The sequence below is a fragment of the Gemmobacter nanjingensis genome (genome assembly GCF_014652195.1).
Lineage (GTDB): Bacteria > Pseudomonadota > Alphaproteobacteria > Rhodobacterales > Rhodobacteraceae > Gemmobacter > Gemmobacter caeni.
The window spans coordinates 173770-188827 of the sequence record NZ_BMYI01000006.1; the positions used below are offsets into that span (position 1 = coordinate 173770).

14 protein-coding genes are annotated in these 15058 nt (G+C 65.0%); 3 read left to right on the forward strand and 11 right to left on the reverse strand.

Features of this window, described 5'->3' with window-relative positions:
- Positions 1-39 precede the first annotated feature (39 nt).
- The 11 genes from IE126_RS12190 to IE126_RS12240 all read right to left on the reverse strand — a co-directional run bounded on the left by IE126_RS12190 (position 40) and on the right by IE126_RS12240 (position 10016).
- A complete protein-coding gene (locus tag IE126_RS12190; protein ID WP_189381133.1) occupies positions 40-822 on the reverse strand; it encodes an amino acid ABC transporter permease in 783 nt (260 codons plus the stop codon).
- A 9-nt stretch (positions 823-831) separates the two neighbouring features.
- Entirely contained in the window at positions 832-1620 is a 789-nt protein-coding gene (locus IE126_RS12195; protein ID WP_189381134.1) for a transporter substrate-binding domain-containing protein, read from the reverse strand.
- 76 nt (positions 1621-1696) lie between these two features.
- On the reverse strand, positions 1697-3202 hold the full coding sequence (locus tag IE126_RS12200; protein WP_189381135.1) for a DHA2 family efflux MFS transporter permease subunit: 1506 nt from the start codon (positions 3200-3202) through the stop codon (positions 1697-1699).
- 4 nt (positions 3203-3206) lie between these two features.
- Positions 3207-4328, reverse strand: a complete 1122-nt coding sequence (locus tag IE126_RS12205) for an HlyD family secretion protein (protein ID WP_189381136.1) — start codon at positions 4326-4328, stop codon at positions 3207-3209.
- The gene (locus IE126_RS12210; RefSeq protein ID WP_054302671.1) at positions 4321-4830 is read right to left on the reverse strand and encodes a MarR family winged helix-turn-helix transcriptional regulator; all 510 of its coding nucleotides are present in this window, start codon (positions 4828-4830) and stop codon (positions 4321-4323) included. Before IE126_RS12210 ends, IE126_RS12205 begins: the two co-directional genes overlap by 8 nt.
- A 73-nt stretch (positions 4831-4903) precedes the next feature.
- Complete coding sequence (locus IE126_RS12215) at positions 4904-5887, reverse strand: HesA/MoeB/ThiF family protein (protein ID WP_229825449.1); 984 nt, start codon at positions 5885-5887, stop codon at positions 4904-4906.
- A gap of 50 nt (positions 5888-5937) precedes the next feature.
- On the reverse strand, positions 5938-6405 hold the full coding sequence (gene dut / locus IE126_RS12220) for a dUTP diphosphatase (protein ID WP_189381138.1): 468 nt from the start codon (positions 6403-6405) through the stop codon (positions 5938-5940).
- Positions 6406-6467: 62 nt separating this feature from the next.
- The gene (locus tag IE126_RS12225) at positions 6468-7076 is read right to left on the reverse strand and encodes a nucleoside/nucleotide kinase family protein (protein WP_189381139.1); all 609 of its coding nucleotides are present in this window, start codon (positions 7074-7076) and stop codon (positions 6468-6470) included.
- The gene (locus tag IE126_RS12230) at positions 7073-7855 is read right to left on the reverse strand and encodes an ATP-binding cassette domain-containing protein (protein WP_054302668.1); all 783 of its coding nucleotides are present in this window, start codon (positions 7853-7855) and stop codon (positions 7073-7075) included. Before IE126_RS12230 ends, IE126_RS12225 begins: the two co-directional genes overlap by 4 nt.
- Entirely contained in the window at positions 7852-8925 is a 1074-nt protein-coding gene (locus IE126_RS12235; protein WP_054302667.1) for an ABC transporter permease, read from the reverse strand. The genes IE126_RS12230 and IE126_RS12235 overlap by 4 nt, the downstream gene beginning before the upstream one ends.
- A gap of 116 nt (positions 8926-9041) precedes the next feature.
- Positions 9042-10016, reverse strand: a complete 975-nt coding sequence (locus IE126_RS12240; protein WP_229825450.1) for a sugar ABC transporter substrate-binding protein — start codon at positions 10014-10016, stop codon at positions 9042-9044.
- Positions 10017-10290: 274 nt separating this feature from the next.
- Between IE126_RS12240 and IE126_RS12245 the strand changes: the two genes are divergently transcribed.
- The 3 genes from IE126_RS12245 (at position 10291) to IE126_RS12255 (ending at position 15057) form a co-directional block, all read left to right on the forward strand.
- The gene (locus IE126_RS12245; RefSeq protein WP_054302665.1) at positions 10291-10746 is read left to right on the forward strand and encodes an RbsD/FucU family protein; all 456 of its coding nucleotides are present in this window, start codon (positions 10291-10293) and stop codon (positions 10744-10746) included.
- Positions 10747-10805: 59 nt separating this feature from the next.
- Positions 10806-12032: an ROK family transcriptional regulator gene (locus IE126_RS12250; protein ID WP_054302664.1), complete on the forward strand. Its 1227-nt coding sequence runs from the start codon at positions 10806-10808 to the stop codon at positions 12030-12032.
- Positions 12033-12204: 172 nt separating this feature from the next.
- Positions 12205-15057: a monovalent cation/H+ antiporter subunit A gene (locus tag IE126_RS12255; protein ID WP_189381141.1), complete on the forward strand. Its 2853-nt coding sequence runs from the start codon at positions 12205-12207 to the stop codon at positions 15055-15057.
- The last annotated feature ends 1 nt before the right edge of the window (position 15058 follow it).

The following is a 15058-nucleotide window of genomic DNA, read 5'->3' on the forward strand; positions in this document are numbered from 1 at the left end:
GCCTATCAGCCCCGCCGCCAAGGTCCAGATGCGCTCGCCCTATCGTGTATCGCGCCCGCGCAGGTGCCGCTCCAGCCGCCGCAACGCCAGCGAAGCGCTGACGGTCAGCGTCAGGTAGATCAGCGCGGCACTGTTATAGGTTTCGAAATAGCGGAAATTCCCGGCCGAGGTGACCTTGGCAAGCTGCGTCACATCGGCAACGCCCAGCACGCTGACGAGGCTTGAATCCTTCACCATGGCCACGAAATCATTGCCCAAAGGCGGCAGGATGGTGCGGAAGGCCTGCGGAAAGACGATCAGGCGGAACCTTTGCCAGCCGTTCAGACCCAGCGCCATCGCAGCCTCGATCTGCCCGCGATCAACCGAGGCCAGACCAGCGCGAAACACTTCGGCCAGAAAGGCGGAATAGGCGATGGTCAGCGCGATCACCGCCCGCCACAGAAGCGAGACATCGCGGGCGCGGATTTCCGGCAAGCCCGCCCAGTTCCATGCCGCCACCAGCGCGGGCACCGCGGCGAAGGCGACGTAGAGCAGCAGGACGATGATCGGCACGCCGCGCACGACCTCGGTGTAAAGCCGCACCGCCTGACGGATCACCAGCCGCTTCGACCCCGCCCCCACCGCCAGCAAGAGGCCCAGCACGGCGGCGGACAGGAAGGCCACCACCGTCACCATCAGGGTGATGCCGACGCCCTTCACCAGCTTCTGCATGATCTGGGCATAGACCGGGCTGGACCAGACCTCATAAAACAGCCAAAGGCCCGTCGCGCCCAGCACGACGAGCCACCAGGGAAAATCCTGCTCCGGGGTCTTTGCGGCCATCAGGGGCGCTTATTGCCCCATCTTGAAGTCAAGGAACCACTTCTTGTCCAGCGCCGACATCGTGCCATCCGCCTTCATCGCGGCAATGGCGGCGTTGACCGGCGCCACGAGGTCCGAGCCCTTGGGGAAGATGAAGCCAAAATCCTCGGCCCCCAGTTTCTCGCCCACGATCTTCAGCCCGCCTTCCGAGGCCGCGACATATCCATTGCCGCTGGTGCCATCGGTCAGCACCAGATCGACATCGCCCGCGCGCAGCGCCTCGACCCCGGCACCGAAGGTTTCGAACATCTTGATGCGGGGATTGGCCTCGTTGCCGTCCAGCACCTCATAGACGCCGACATAGAAAGGCGTGGTGCCCGGCTGCGCCGCCATCAGCAGATCGGGATTGGCCGCGAAAGAGGCCGCATCGGTAAAGCGCGCCTCGTCACCGCGCACCATCATCACCATTTCCGACCGCATGTAGGGCTCCGAGAAATCCACCTGTTCCTTGCGGTCGTCGCGGATGGTGATGCCGGTCATGCCGATGTCATACTGCCCGCCCGAAACAGCGGGGATCATCGCGTCCCAACTGGTGTTTTCATAGGTGACGGTCATGTTCAGGCGTTTGGCGATTTCCGACATGGCGTCATATTCCCAGCCCACGGCCTGCCCGTCACCATTGATGAACTGAAGCGGAGGATAGGCGTTTTCCGTCACCACCGTGACAGCCCGCCCGCCCAGATCGGGCAGCCCTTCTGCCAGAGCGACGGTGGCGGAAAGGGCAAGCGCAAGGCCGGCCAGAACGGCGGTCGGTTTCATCGGACAAACTCCCTGTCACAGAGCATTTGCCAGACTATGCCGCCCCCGCCCGGCAGAGGCAAGGGCGGCAGCGGGATCACGCCTTGGCCATCGACGGGCGGCGCAGGATCAGGGCCAGGGGCACGGCGGCCAGAGAGACCCACATCATCAGCCAGAAATCGTCGATATAGGCCACCATCGCCGCCTGCACGTTCACCAGCGCATCCATGCTCAAAAGCGCGGTGGTGTTGCCGCTGGCCGCCGCCGGACTGTAGGCCCAGAGCGCGGGTTTGAACGGATTGATGAAGGCGCCAAGTTCGGCATGGTTCACCTGGATATTGCGGGTCAGCATGGTCGAGACGATGGAAATCCCGATGCTCGACCCGATATTGCGCACAAGGCTGAACAGGCTGGTGGCATCGGCGCGGAAACGCGGCTCCAGCGTCGAAAAGGCGATGGTGGACAAGGGCACGAACACAAGGCCAAGGCCCAGCCCCTGCACCACACCCGAGCGGATCACCGGGAAGGCATCCATCTGCGGGCTGAAGCCCGTCATTTCCCACAACGAGGTCGCGGTGAGGCTGAGCCCCGCGATGACCAGCAGCCGCGCATCGACATGGCGCACCAGACGGCCGACCAGCAGCATGGAAATCATCGTCCCCACCCCGCGCGGCGCCATCACAAGGCCGGTGGTGATGACCGGATAGCCAAAGATCCGCGACAGCATCGGCGGCAGCAGCGCAAGGCTCGCCAGCAGGATGATGCCCACGATGAAGATGAACACGAGGCCGGTCACGAAATTGCGGTCGGCGAACATGCGGGGGTCAAGAAAGGGTTTCTCGGCATGCAGGATATGGACGACGAACATCCAGAAGGTCGCTGCCGAAACGATGGAATAGATCCAGATCTCGCCCGAGGAGAACCAGTCGACCTCGCCGCCCCGATCAAGGATCAGTTGCAGCGCACCGATGGCAAGCGACAGCAGGGCGAAACCCGGCATGTCGAAGGCGCGCGGACGGCGCGGCACACGCGGCAGATACAGCAGGCAACCCGCCAGCGCCAGCGCGCCGACCGGCAGGTTCACCAGAAACACCCAGCGCCAGTTGTAGCTTTCGGTCAGCCAGCCGCCCAGGGTCGGCCCGATGATCGGCCCGACCATGATCCCCGCCCCCCACAGCGCCATGGCCTGCCCAGCCTTTTCGCGCGGGTTGATATCCAGAAGGAAGGTCTGCGACAGCGGCACGATGGCGGCACCGAACACGCCCTGCAACAGGCGGAACACCACCATGGAGGGCAGGCTCCAGGCCAGACCGCAGGCGATGGATGTGGCGACGAAGCCCACAATGGAAATCAGGAACAGCTCGCGCTTGCCCAACCGGTCGGACAGCCAGCCGGTCACCGGGGTCATGATGGCAGCAGCAACGATATAGCTGGTCAGAACCCAGGTAATCGTATCCTGCGAGGCACCAAGGTCGCCCGTCATCGAGGGCAGCGCCACATTGGCGATGGTCGTGTCCAGCACCTGCATGATCGTCGCCAGCATGATGGCAAGCGTGATCAGCCCGCGGTGCTTGACCTCGGGATGGGTTTCAGCGGTCTGCATGGCATCACTCGCCCGCCAGCGCCGCGAACAGCGGACCGCGTTCACGCCCGGTATCGACCGTCACCTCGGCGCTGAGCCCCGAGGACAGGCCCGCCGCCGCCGCCGGGTCATCCAGCCGGATGCGCACGGGAATGCGCTGGGTCACCTTGACCCAGTTGCCGGTGGCGTTCTGCGCGGGCAGCAACGAGAATTCCGCCCCCGTGCCCGCACCGATCGCCTCGACCTTGCCTGCGAACTTGCGGCCCGGCGCCATATCAAAGCTGATCTCGGCCTCCTGACCGACACCAATGCCTTCCAGCTGGGTTTCCTTGAAATTCGCCTCGACCCACAGATCGCCGGTTTCGACCAGCGCGAACACCGACTGCCCGGCCGAAACCATGGCGCCCGGACGGAACGAGGCCGCCTGATAGATCACGCCATCTGCCGGGGCGAGCACCGTGGTCTGGTCAAGGTTATAGCGGGCGCGGTCCAGCTCGGCCAGCGCCGCGCGCACGGTGGGGTGCGCGTCGGTTGCGGCATCCGGCGCCCCGCCCAGTGCGGCACGAGCCGCAGAGACATTCACCTCGGCCACAGACGCCTGTTCGGCGGCCTGCTTCGCGGCGTGGCGGGCGGAATCCAGATCGCTTTCGCGGCTGACACCCTTGCGCGACAGCGCCTCCTGACGGGCGAGTTCGCTTTGCTGGAAGTCCGCATCATCGCGGGCCAGCTTTTGCTGCGCAACGGCCTGAGCGTAAGCCGCCTTCAGCCGTTCCACCTGCACCCGCGCGCCATCCAGCGCCGCCTCGGCCTGCGCCAGCGCCAGCCGATACGGCTCGGGGTCAACCTGAAACAGGGCGTCGCCTTTGTGGACCGTCTGCAATTCGCTGACCGCCACATCGACAACCCGCCCGCCGATCACCGGCGCGATGGAGACACGCGCCTGATGCAGGTTGGCATTTTCAGTGGATTCGTAACGCCCCCCGGCAAACCACCACGCCCCCGCGCCTCCGGCAAGCGCCAGTGGCACGGCAAACATCAGGAACATCATCCGCAGCTTGCTGCGCCGCTTCTTCACGGCAGGGACAGCCGCGGGGGCAGCAGTCCGGGTCGGCTCTTCGACTGGTAGATCGGTCGGCAGATCACTCATCGGTCTTCTCACATACGGCGGCGGACGACAGGGCATCCGCAGGATTTCGGTTGGTTGTGTCGATACCCGACACCGGATTTCGGTTCAGCGTGTCGATGATCGACACAAGGGCCGCTTGCAGGGCGCGGCGGGTTTCATCGGGCAGGCCAGCCATGGCCTCCTCCGTGACCTCTTCGACGATCTGGCGCACGCCCGGCGCGATGGCCTGCGCCTTGTCGCTGGCCACAACGATGCGGCAGCGGCGGTCGTCGGGATCGGCTTCGCGCCGCACCCAGCCGGATTGTTCCATGCGGTCGACCAGACGCGACACGCTGATCGGTTCCACATCCAGCCGGTCGGCCAGCGCGGCCTGCGTCATCGGCCCGTCGCGCAGGACAGAGCCAAGCAGCCGCCATTGCGTCGCGGACAATCCGTGTTCCGTGGTGCGCGCCGCAAATTCCCGGCGCAAGGCGCGCGAGGCGTCATGCAGAAGCTGGGCGAGTCGGTCGATGCGATAGGTCATGAAGCATAGATATAATAAGCATGCTTAGTATTCAATCAAAGAAGGTAAGCATGCTTACCATATCCATGCAGGCTCAGCTGTGCAGATTTCCGCAGACCGGGCAATCCGGGCGTGGCTTGATGCTGATGACCCGCGTTTCGGTATAAAGCGCATCATGGATCATCAGCCGCCCGGCCAGCGTCTGCCCCGCGCCGGTCAGATGCTTCACCGCTTCCATCGCCATGATGGAACCGATGACGCCCGGCAGGGGGGCCGCCACGCCTGCCTCGGCACAGGTTGGCACCATGCCAGGGGCAGGCCGCTCAGGGAAAACGCATTGATAGCAAGGCGTTCCGCGCGCCGGATCGTAAAGCGAGATCTGGCCTTCCCATTGCGTGATCGCCCCGGCGATCAGGGGCTTGCCCAGGCGCGCCGCCACGCGGTTCACCATGTAACGGGTGTCGAAATTGTCGGTGCCATCGAGGATCAGGTCATATTCTGCGAACAGCGCGGCGGCGCTGTCCTCGTCCAGCCGGCGCTGATAGGGGCGCACCTCGATGAAGGGGTTCAGCGCGCGCATGGCTTCCGCTGCGGAATGGACCTTGGGCATGCCGATGCCCTGATCGCGGTGGATGATCTGACGTTGCAGGTTGGAACTGTCCACCGTGTCATCGTCGACGACGCCGATCACCCCGACCCCGGCGGCGGCGAGATAGAGGCAGACCGGGCTACCCAGCCCCCCTGCCCCGATCACCAGCACCTTCGCGGCCTTCAGCCGCTTCTGCCCCGGCCCGCCGATCTCGCGCAGCAGGATGTGGCGGGCATAGCGATTCAGCTCTGCCTCGCGGAACGTGCCTTGCGGTTTCGCCTCTTCCATCGGTTTCGCCCGTTCCCGCAGTGCACCCAGACCCCGACGATAGGCCAGCGTCAGAGCGGCAACACCGCCCAGCACCAGCCAGAGCCGCAGATCGCCAAGACCCGCCCGCAAGCCCCCGTCGGGAAGGATCAGCAGCGACAGCACCACCAGCGCCCAGATTACGACGATCATGCCGCCCCGCGCACGGGTGGAAGCGCCCATGATCCCGCCGATGATCCAGACGGCCGCGAAAGCTGCGAAGACCGCGAGCATCAGCGCCGCCCGGTCGATCCGAAACCGCCCGCGCCGCGCGCGGTCTCGCCCAGCGCCTCGACCACCACCATGCGCACCTGCACCACCGGCGCCACGATCATCTGCGCGATGCGGTCGCCATGCTGCACGGTGTAGGGTTCCGCCCCCAGATTGACCAGCGCCACCCCCAGCGGACCGCGATAGTCGCTGTCGATGGTGCCGGGCGTATTAGGCAGGGTGATGCCGTGCTTCAGCGCAAGACCCGAGCGCGGGCGCACCTGCATCTCGAACCCCTCCGGGATTTCGACGCGGATACCAGTCGGCACGATGAGCCGCTGCATCGGTTGCAGGGTGATGCCTGTGTCCCGCTGTTCCGGCGGCAGGTTGGCGCGGATGTCGGCCCCCGCCGCGCCGGGGGTTTCATAGGCAGGCAGGGCCAGGCTCCTGTCTGCCCAGTCTTCCCACATGATCCGCAGTTCCGGCGCCATCCTGTCCCTCCGTTTGCCCCCTTATGGGGCGCGGGACGGGGCAGTGGCAAGCCACCCCGGCGTCAGGATCGGATCACGATTTCCGCCTGCGCACTGTGCCGCAGCACGCGCCGGGCATTTGGAATATCATTCGACAGCGCCTTTTCGCGCGCTTGTTCAGGCGCAAAACCATGGTCGAGCCAGCGCCGGACCAGACGACGCTCCAGCTCTGCCTCCGGCACCTCCAGCGCGAGGGTCAGATCGTAAAGCGGCCGTGCATCAGACCAGGGGGCTTCATCCAGCAACAGATAATTGCCCTCGACGATCAGCAGCCGGTCGTCAGGCCGCACCACATCGCCGCCCGCCCGCGCGAGATCCAGCCTGCGATCGAATGTGGGAATGACCACCTCAGGTTCTGCCCGCAACCGCTGCACCAGATGCACGAAGCCCAAGGCATCAAAGCTTTCCGGGCAGCCCTTGCGCGTCTGAAGGCCCCGCGCCTCCAGCACCCGGTTGTCCAGATGAAAGCCATCCATCGGCACCACGCGGGCACCTTCGCCCAGCGCCGCAACCAGCGCCGCGGCCAGGGTGGATTTGCCCGCCCCCGGCGGACCGGCGAGGGCGGTGATGAACCGCCCCCGCCCTGCCGCCCTGCGGCGGATCTCGTCGGCCAGCACGGCCGGGGTCGTCATGCTTCCTCGCTCACGCCGTCAGGCAGCTTGGCCCCGGTCATGAAGGCCACCGCATCCGACATGCTGTAATCGCCGGGCCTGATGACACAGAGCCTGCGGCCCAGCCGGTGAATGTGGATGCGATCCGCCACCTCGAACACATGCGGCATATTGTGGCTGATGAGGATGATCGGGATGCCGCGCGAACGCACATCACGGATCAGTTCCAGCACGCGGCGGCTTTCCTTGACGCCCAGCGCGGCGGTGGGCTCGTCAAGGATCACGACCTTCGAGCCGAAAGCCGCCGCCCGTGCTACCGCGACCCCCTGCCGTTGGCCACCCGAAAGCGTTTCCACCGGCTGGTTGATGTTCTGAATGGTCATCAGCCCCAGCTCGTTCAGCTTGGCGCGGGCGAATTTTTCCATCGCAGGGCGGTCAAGCTGGCGGAACAGGTTGCCCATCAGGCCGGGTTTGCGCAATTCGCGGCCCATGAACATGTTGTCGGCGATGGACAGCGCGGGCGACATGGCCAGCGTCTGATAGACGCATTCGATGCCATGCGCGCGCGCCTCCAGCGGGCTTTCAAACCGGACGGGCTTGCCATCCAGCGTGATCTCGCCCTCGTCAGGCTGCACCGCCCCTGACAGCGCCTTGATGAGCGAGGATTTCCCCGCACCATTGTCGCCGATCACCGCCAGAATCTCGCCCGGCATCAGATCGAAGTCGCAGTTGTCGAGCGCGGTCACCTTGCCATAGCGCTTGACCAGACCCCGCGCCTTGAGAAGAGGTTCTTGCGTCATGCCGATACCTTTCTGATCCACTGGTCCACGGCCACGGCGAAGATGATAAGCACGCCGATCAGGAAGAAGGTCCATTGCGGGTCGGTGCCGACAAGGCGCAGGCCCATTTCAAAGACGCCCACGATCAGCGCGCCGAAGAACATGCCGACGATGGAGCCGCGCCCGCCGAAGAGGCTGATCCCCCCGATCACCACGGCGGTGATGGACTGGATGTTGCCCAGTTGCCCGGTCGAGGCGGTAGGAGAGACGGAACCGAAGCGGCCGATCATCACCCAGCCTGCGATGGCGCAGAACAGCCCGGCCAGAGCATAGACCTGGATCAGGATGCGCTTGGTCTGCACGCCAGCCAGTTCCGCCGCATCGGGGTCGTCGCCCACGGCATAGACATGGCGGCCCCAGGCGGTATGGCGCAGCACATAGGCCATGATCGCCACCAGCGCGATCATCAGGAACACGGCGTAAAGCACCTTCACCCCGCCCGGCTGGATCGCATTCCCCCAGAATTGCAGCGCCGGAGCCTGCGCGGCAATGTCCGAGGACCGGATCGTCTCGTTCGCCGAGAAAATGAAATTCGAGGCCAGAAGGATCTGCCAGGTGCCCAGCGTGACGATGAAGGGTGGCAGCTTCACCTTCGCGACCAGCCAGCCGTTGATGAAGCCCATAGCTGTGCCGAGTGCCAGCCCGATCAGGATGGCCAGCGGCGCCGGTATCCCGTAGCGGAAGGTCATCTGGCCCATAAGCACAGAGGAAAACACTGCGATGGCGCCGACCGAAAGGTCGATCCCCGCCGTCAGAACGACGATGGATTGCGCGCAGCCCAGAATGCCCACAATGGCAATCTGTTGCAGAATGGTGGAAAGCGTGGTCGGTTTGAAGAAATTGGCCGACAGCACGCCGAAGATCACCAGCGCCACCACCAGAACGATCATCGGCACGGCCGAGGGCGTCTGGTGCAGCCAGTGTTGGATGCGTTTCAGGGCGGTCTTGTCGTCTTGGAATTCGGCGACCTTTTCCGAGGCGCCTTTCAGCCCCTCTTCAAACGTCGTCGCAGCCTTGGCGTCGGATGTCATGTCATTCCCCCTTTGCCTCGCCCGGTTCGCGCGGGCGCGCTTGCGACAAGGGCGGCGCTTGGCCGCCCCTGGAGGTCAGTTTCAGGGTTTTCGGGTTCTGGATCAATGCCGGGCCTTCAGCCCCAGCACAGTTCCGTGCCCTTGGCGGTGTCGATCGACTCGACCCCTGCGACCGGCTTGTCGGTCACAAGCGCCACGCCGGTATCGAAGAAGTCCTTGCCTTCAGTCGGCGCGGGCTTGGTGCCGTCGGCAGCATATTTGGCAATCGCCTCGATCCCCAGCGAGGCCATCAGCAGCGGATATTGCTGCGAGGTGGCCCCGATCACGCCGTCTTTGACGTTGGCAACGCCCGGACAGCCGCCGTCGACCGAAACGATCAGCACATCCTTTTCACGTCCCACAGCCTTGAGCGCCTCATAGGCCCCGGCAGCAGAGGGTTCGTTGATCGTGTAGACGACATTGATGTCGGGGTCTTTGGTCAGCAGGGCTTCCATGGCTTTCAGGCCGCCCTCCTCGTTGCCCGAGGTGACTTCGTTGCCGATGATACGGGCGTCGGTCTCGTCACCCCATTTGTTCGGATCGGCGAGATCGACGCCGAAACCTTGCAGGAAGCCCTGATCGCGCAGCACGTCGACCGAGGGCTGTGCAATGGACAGGTCCAGCAGCGCGATCTTGGCTTCGGCGGCCTTGTCGCCCAGCGTGGCCTTGGCCCATTCGCCGATCAGCAGGCCGGCGCGGAAGTTGTCAGTCGCGAAGGTGGCATCGGCGGCGTCAATCGGGTCAAGCGGCGTGTCCAGCGCGATGACCAGAACGCCGGCGTCGCGCGCGGCTTTCACGGCATCGACGATAGCCTTGGTGTCCGAGGCGGTCAGCAGGATGCCCTTGGCACCATCGGCCACACAGGCCTCGATAGCCGCGACCTGGCTTTCATGGTCGCCGTCGATCTTGCCGGCATAGGATTTCAGCGTCACGCCCAGTTCGGCGGCCTTCGCTTCGGCGCCTTCCTTCATCTTCACGAAGAAGGGGTTGGTGTCGGTCTTGGTGATCAGGCAGGCCGATACACCCTCGGCCATGGCCGGAGCCGCCGACATCAGGGCAAGCGCAGCAGCGCCCGCAAGGGCTTTGGTCTTGAATTTCATGTCTATTCCTCCCAAGGGAACGGGTTTTCACCCGATGGCCGAAGCGAACACAGCGCCTCTCACTCGCTGCGTTGGACACAGAAAGCCTGATTCCCGGTCTTGGGTCAAGATAAATAAATCAGTCTGATTTAATATTGACAGCTGCGTCGCTCTGCCCCCACTCTGACGGGGACAGACACAAGCTGCCCATGACTCGGGCAGTGCGCGCCCAAAGAGGTGAAATTCCATGCTGATCGGCCTGCCTGCCCTGCTTGGGCCCGAAATGCTCTTTACCCTGCGCGCCATGGGGCATGGCGACGAGATCGCGCTGGTCGATGCGAACTACCCCGCTCTGAGCCATGCGCAGCGGCTGATCCGGGCAGACGGGCACGGGATGATCGCGGTCCTGTCGGCCATCCTCGCGGTGCTGCCGCTGGACCGCGATGTACCCGCCCCGATCCTGCGCGCCGCACTGAACAACGATCCGGCACAGGCAGGCGACATCCATCACCGGATCGACGCCACCTGCGCCGATCTTGCCCCGGATCATGCCGTAGCGCCGCTGGAAGGAGCGGCGCTTTATCCGCGCATCCGCGCCGCACATGCGATCATTGCCACCGGCGAGCCGGAGCTATACGGCAATGTCATATTGCGTAAGGGTGTCATCGGCCCGCAGGACAGACCCGTCAGCCCGCGCCGCTGACCTTCCTGCAAGGCACAAGGGATCGGGAGGAGGCCGACGTGCCGCAAGTGACCACAGCGATGGATCGGCAAAGCCCCGAGGCGCCGGGCGGCGCGATCATGGGCACGGCGGGCGCACGCGGCTCCAACCAGTCGGGCATGCGCGCCCACAACGAACGTCTTGTCCTCAGCCTGCTGCGCCAGCACGGCGCCCTTGCAAAAACCGATATCGCCCGCATTACCGGCCTGTCGGCACAAACCGTGTCGGTAATCATGCGGGCGCTGGAGCAGGACGGCCTGCTCGCACGCGGCGAGCCGGTGCGCGGCAAGATCGGTCAACCTTCGGTGCCGATGTCACTTGCGGCCGACGGTGCCTTTTTCCTGGGGCTGAAACTCGGGCGGAGGTCGGCCGATCTGAGCCTTGTGGATTTCACCGGCAAGGTGCGCGCCACCCGGCGGCGCGTCTATCGCTATCCGACCCCCGATCAGGTGCTGGCCTTCGCGGCCGAGGCGGTGCCCGCACTCTGCGCCACCCTGCCTGAAACCCTGCGTGACCGTGTTGCCGGAATGGGCGTCGCCATGCCCTTCCAACTGTGGAGCTGGGTGCAGTTCATCGGCGCCCCACAAGCCGCGATGGATGCCTGGCGCAGCACCGACATCGCCGCCGAACTGGCGGCGGTGACGGGCCTTTCGGTCACCGTGCAGAACGATGCCACAGCCGCCTGCGGGGCCGAACTGGTTTTCGGAACCGGCGAAAAGCCGAACGACTTTCTGTATTTCTACTTCGGCTATTTCATCGGCGGCGGGCTGGTCATCAATGGCCAGCTTTTCACCGGGCGCAGCGGCAATGCCGCAGGCGTGGGGCCGATGCTGGTGCCGGGCCGCGACGGGCGGATGCGGCGGCTCCTGACCATCGCCTCGCTGTCGAGCCTCGCCGCCGCCATGGATGCCGCGGGCGAGGACTCATCGCATCTGTGGGAGAACCCGGCGCCCTGGCATGTAAGCCCCACCATTCTGGACGACTGGATGACCGAGGCTGCCGAGGGGCTGGCGGCGGCCATCATCAGCGCCTCGGCGCTGCTGGAACTGGGGGCAGTCCTGATCGACGGCTGGATGCCCGCCGAAATCCGGGCCGAAATCACCCGGCGCACCCATGCGTCACTTCATCGCATGGATTTGCAAGGCATCGACCCGCCGCAGATCCGCGAAGGCACCATCGGCCCGGAGGCCCGCGCCTTGGGTGCAGCCGCGATTCCCCTTGCACAGCGCTATTTGCTCGAACAGGGTGCGGTATTGACCGAGGGCTAGGCGATCCCGGCCCCGGCGGCCGCCGGTTGTGCATTTCTGCAAAAATCGTGGTCGCAGGGGCGATTTCCGGCCCGGAAATGCTTGCTCCACCCTGTATTTGGCCCATATAGGGCCAAAGCCAGCCCGACCAGACACGACGCCCGAGAACGGCCAAAGACGGAACGCCCCCGGTATGTCACTTGCCTTGATCGCTGCGCTGCCATTTCTCGGCGCGCTCCTCCCCGGTCTCCTGATCCGTGCGGGGCGCAATGCCTGCGCCGCCACCACCGGATCTGTGACCCTTCTTGCCCTTGTGGGACTGCTCTTGCACATCCCCGCCGTCTTGCGAGGCGAGACGATCCAGACACGGATCGACTGGCTGCCCGCGCTGGGGCTGAACGCGACCTTCTTCCTTGATGGGCTGGGCCTGCTGTTCGCCGGACTGATCCTGGGCATAGGGTTGCTGATCATCCTTTACGCGCGCTTCTACCTGTCACCGCGCGATCCCATGGGGCAGTTTTATACCTATCTGATGCTGTTTCAGGGCGCCATGGTGGGGATTGTCCTGTCCGACAACATCCTGCTTCTCCTGGTGTTCTGGGAACTGACCTCGCTGTCGTCCTTCCTGCTGATCGGCTACTGGAAGCACCTGCCCGAGGGTCGCCAGGGCGCGCGCATGGCGCTGACGGTAACCGGCGGCGGCGGGCTTGCGATGATTGCGGGCATGCTGATCCTTGGCAATATCGTCGGCAGCTATGACCTGACGGTGATCCTGCAACACAAGGCCGAGATTCAGGCAAGCGACTGGTATCTGCCGGCGCTGATCCTGATCCTGCTGGGCGCCTTTACCAAATCGGCGCAGTTCCCGTTCCATTTCTGGCTGCCACATGCGATGGCCGCCCCCACCCCGGTTTCGGCCTATCTGCATTCGGCGACCATGGTGAAGGCGGGCATCTTCCTGATGGCGCGCATGTGGCCGGTGCTGGCGGGCACGCCGGAGTGGTTCTGGATCGTGACCTCCGCCGGGCTGTTCACCATGGTGATGGCGGCCAAGATCGCCTTCTTCAAGGATGATCTCAAGGCGCTGCTGGCGTTTTCGACCGTCTCGCACCTTGGCCTGATCACCATGCTGCTGGGCTTTGGTACCAAGGCGGCGGCGACGGTCGCGGTGTTCCACATCATCAACCACGCCACTTTCAAGGCGGCGTTGTTTATGTCCGCCGGGATCGTCGATCACGAGACCCATACCCGCGACATCAAGCGGCTGGGCGGGCTGCGGCACCTGATGCCGGTCACTTTCACCATTGCCACGGTGGCAGGCCTGTCGATGGCGGGCATTCCGCCCTTCAACGGCTTCCTGTCCAAGGAGATGATGCTGGAGGAAGCCGCCCATACCGCCCCCTGGGTCATCCCGGCGCTGGCGGTGATCGGGGCGCTGTTCTCGGTCGCCTATTCCTTCCGGCTGATCGCCCATACTTTCCTTGGCCCGGTGCGCGACGATTATCCGCACAAGCCGCATGATCCCGGCTTCGGCATGTGGGCGGCCCCTGCCCTGCTGGCGGTTCTGGTGGTGCTGATCGGTCTGATGCCGATGACCTTTGCAGGCTGGCTGGTCGATGCGGCGGCAGGCGCCGTCACCGGCGAGGGCGTCAACGCCCATATCAAGCACTGGCACGGGCTGCAAAGCCCGGCGCTGTGGATGTCGCTGGCGGCCATCGGCGGAGGTCTGATGCTCCTGGGCCTGCATGCCGCGATGGACCGCATCTGGCTCGCCATCCCGCGCCCTGAGGCCAAGCGCATTTTCGACGCCATCATCGAGCCGCTGGCCCGTCTGGCCGGTGCAGTGACCCGCGCGCTGCACACCGGGCGGATGGGCGGCTATCTCGGCGCGGCCACGGCCACCATCGTGGCGGTCGGCGCCTATGCCTTCTTCAGCGGCAGCCATACCCCCGGATCGCGGCCTCTGACGGTGATCGAGCCGGTGGCCGCCATCGGCTGGCTGGCACTGATGGCTGCCACCATTGCCGTGGCCACCCTGCACCGGCAGCGCCTTCTGACGCTGGTTCTGGTGGGGGTGATCGGCCTCGTGGTCAGCGTGGGCTTCGCCTATCTTTCGGCGCCCGATCTGGCGTTGACCCAGATCTCGGTCGAGGTGGCAACGGTGATCCTGCTGCTGCTGGCGCTGAACTTCCTGCCGAAATACACACCGTCGGAAAGCCCGACCGGCCGCAAGCTGCGCGACGCAGTGCTGGCAGGCGCAGGCGGCCTTGCAGTTGGCGGGCTGATCTATGCGCTGATGACGCGCGATTTCGCCTTCCCCACCATTGCCGATTTCCACCTTGCCAATTCCAAGACCGGCGGCGGCGGCACCAATGTGGTAAACGTGATCCTCGTGGACTTCCGGGGCTACGATACATTTGGCGAGATCACGGTTCTCGGCATCGCCGCGACGCTGATCTACGCGCTGACCGAAGCGCTGCTGCGCCCCGGCCCCGCCAACACCCGCCTGCTGAACTGGGTCAGCGACACACCGGACGCCGGTGACCGCCACCCGCTGATGATGGTGGTCGCGACCCGGATGATGCTGCCCATCGCGCTGATGGTGGGCATCTACATCTTCCTGCGGGGCCATAACGTGCCCGGCGGCGGCTTCGTCGCGGGCCTTGTGGTCGCCATCGCGCTGGTCATGCAGTACATGGCTTCCGGCTTTGGCTGGACTGCCGCGCGGCAGAAGATCGACTATCACGGGCTGATCGGCGCGGGCGTCCTGATCGCCGCCGCCACCGGCATCGGCTCATGGTTCGCGGGCGCGCCCTTCATGACTTCGGCCTTCGGCTATTTCAAGCTGCCGGGGTTGGAGGAGTTCGAACTGGCCACCGCCGCGCTGTTTGACCTTGGCGTGTTCCTGACCGTTCTGGGCGCGGTGATGCTGGCGCTGTCCTCGCTGTCGCGCATCGCCATCCGCGCGGGACAGACGGTCAACGTCGAGGCCTATGACGTGCATCCAGAAGATGAAGTTCCCGCACTGGCACAGGAGGCGAAGTAAC

Excerpts from the sequence above, each read along its gene's own strand:
- IE126_RS12225 (WP_189381139.1), bottom strand. The coding sequence starts at position 7,076 with ATGACGACCCCGGCCGTGCTGGCCGACGAGATCCGCCGCAGGGCGGCA.
- IE126_RS12255 (WP_189381141.1), top strand. The coding sequence starts at position 12,205 with ATGTCACTTGCCTTGATCGCTGCGCTGCCATTTCTCGGCGCGCTCCTC.
- IE126_RS12230 (WP_054302668.1), bottom strand. The coding sequence starts at position 7,855 with ATGACGCAAGAACCTCTTCTCAAGGCGCGGGGTCTGGTCAAGCGCTAT.
- IE126_RS12200 (WP_189381135.1), bottom strand. The coding sequence starts at position 3,202 with ATGCAGACCGCTGAAACCCATCCCGAGGTCAAGCACCGCGGGCTGATC.
- IE126_RS12240 (WP_229825450.1), bottom strand. The coding sequence starts at position 10,016 with ATGTCGGCGGCTCCGGCCATGGCCGAGGGTGTATCGGCCTGCCTGATC.
- IE126_RS12205 (WP_189381136.1), bottom strand. The coding sequence starts at position 4,328 with ATGAGTGATCTGCCGACCGATCTACCAGTCGAAGAGCCGACCCGGACT.
- IE126_RS12190 (WP_189381133.1), bottom strand. The coding sequence starts at position 822 with ATGGCCGCAAAGACCCCGGAGCAGGATTTTCCCTGGTGGCTCGTCGTG.
- IE126_RS12215 (WP_229825449.1), bottom strand. The coding sequence starts at position 5,887 with ATGGGCGCTTCCACCCGTGCGCGGGGCGGCATGATCGTCGTAATCTGG.
- IE126_RS12235 (WP_054302667.1), bottom strand. The coding sequence starts at position 8,925 with ATGACATCCGACGCCAAGGCTGCGACGACGTTTGAAGAGGGGCTGAAA.
- IE126_RS12245 (WP_054302665.1), top strand. The coding sequence starts at position 10,291 with ATGCTGATCGGCCTGCCTGCCCTGCTTGGGCCCGAAATGCTCTTTACC.
- IE126_RS12195 (WP_189381134.1), bottom strand. The coding sequence starts at position 1,620 with ATGAAACCGACCGCCGTTCTGGCCGGCCTTGCGCTTGCCCTTTCCGCC.
- dut (WP_189381138.1), bottom strand. The coding sequence starts at position 6,405 with ATGGCGCCGGAACTGCGGATCATGTGGGAAGACTGGGCAGACAGGAGC.
- IE126_RS12250 (WP_054302664.1), top strand. The coding sequence starts at position 10,806 with ATGGATCGGCAAAGCCCCGAGGCGCCGGGCGGCGCGATCATGGGCACG.
- IE126_RS12210 (WP_054302671.1), bottom strand. The coding sequence starts at position 4,830 with ATGACCTATCGCATCGACCGACTCGCCCAGCTTCTGCATGACGCCTCG.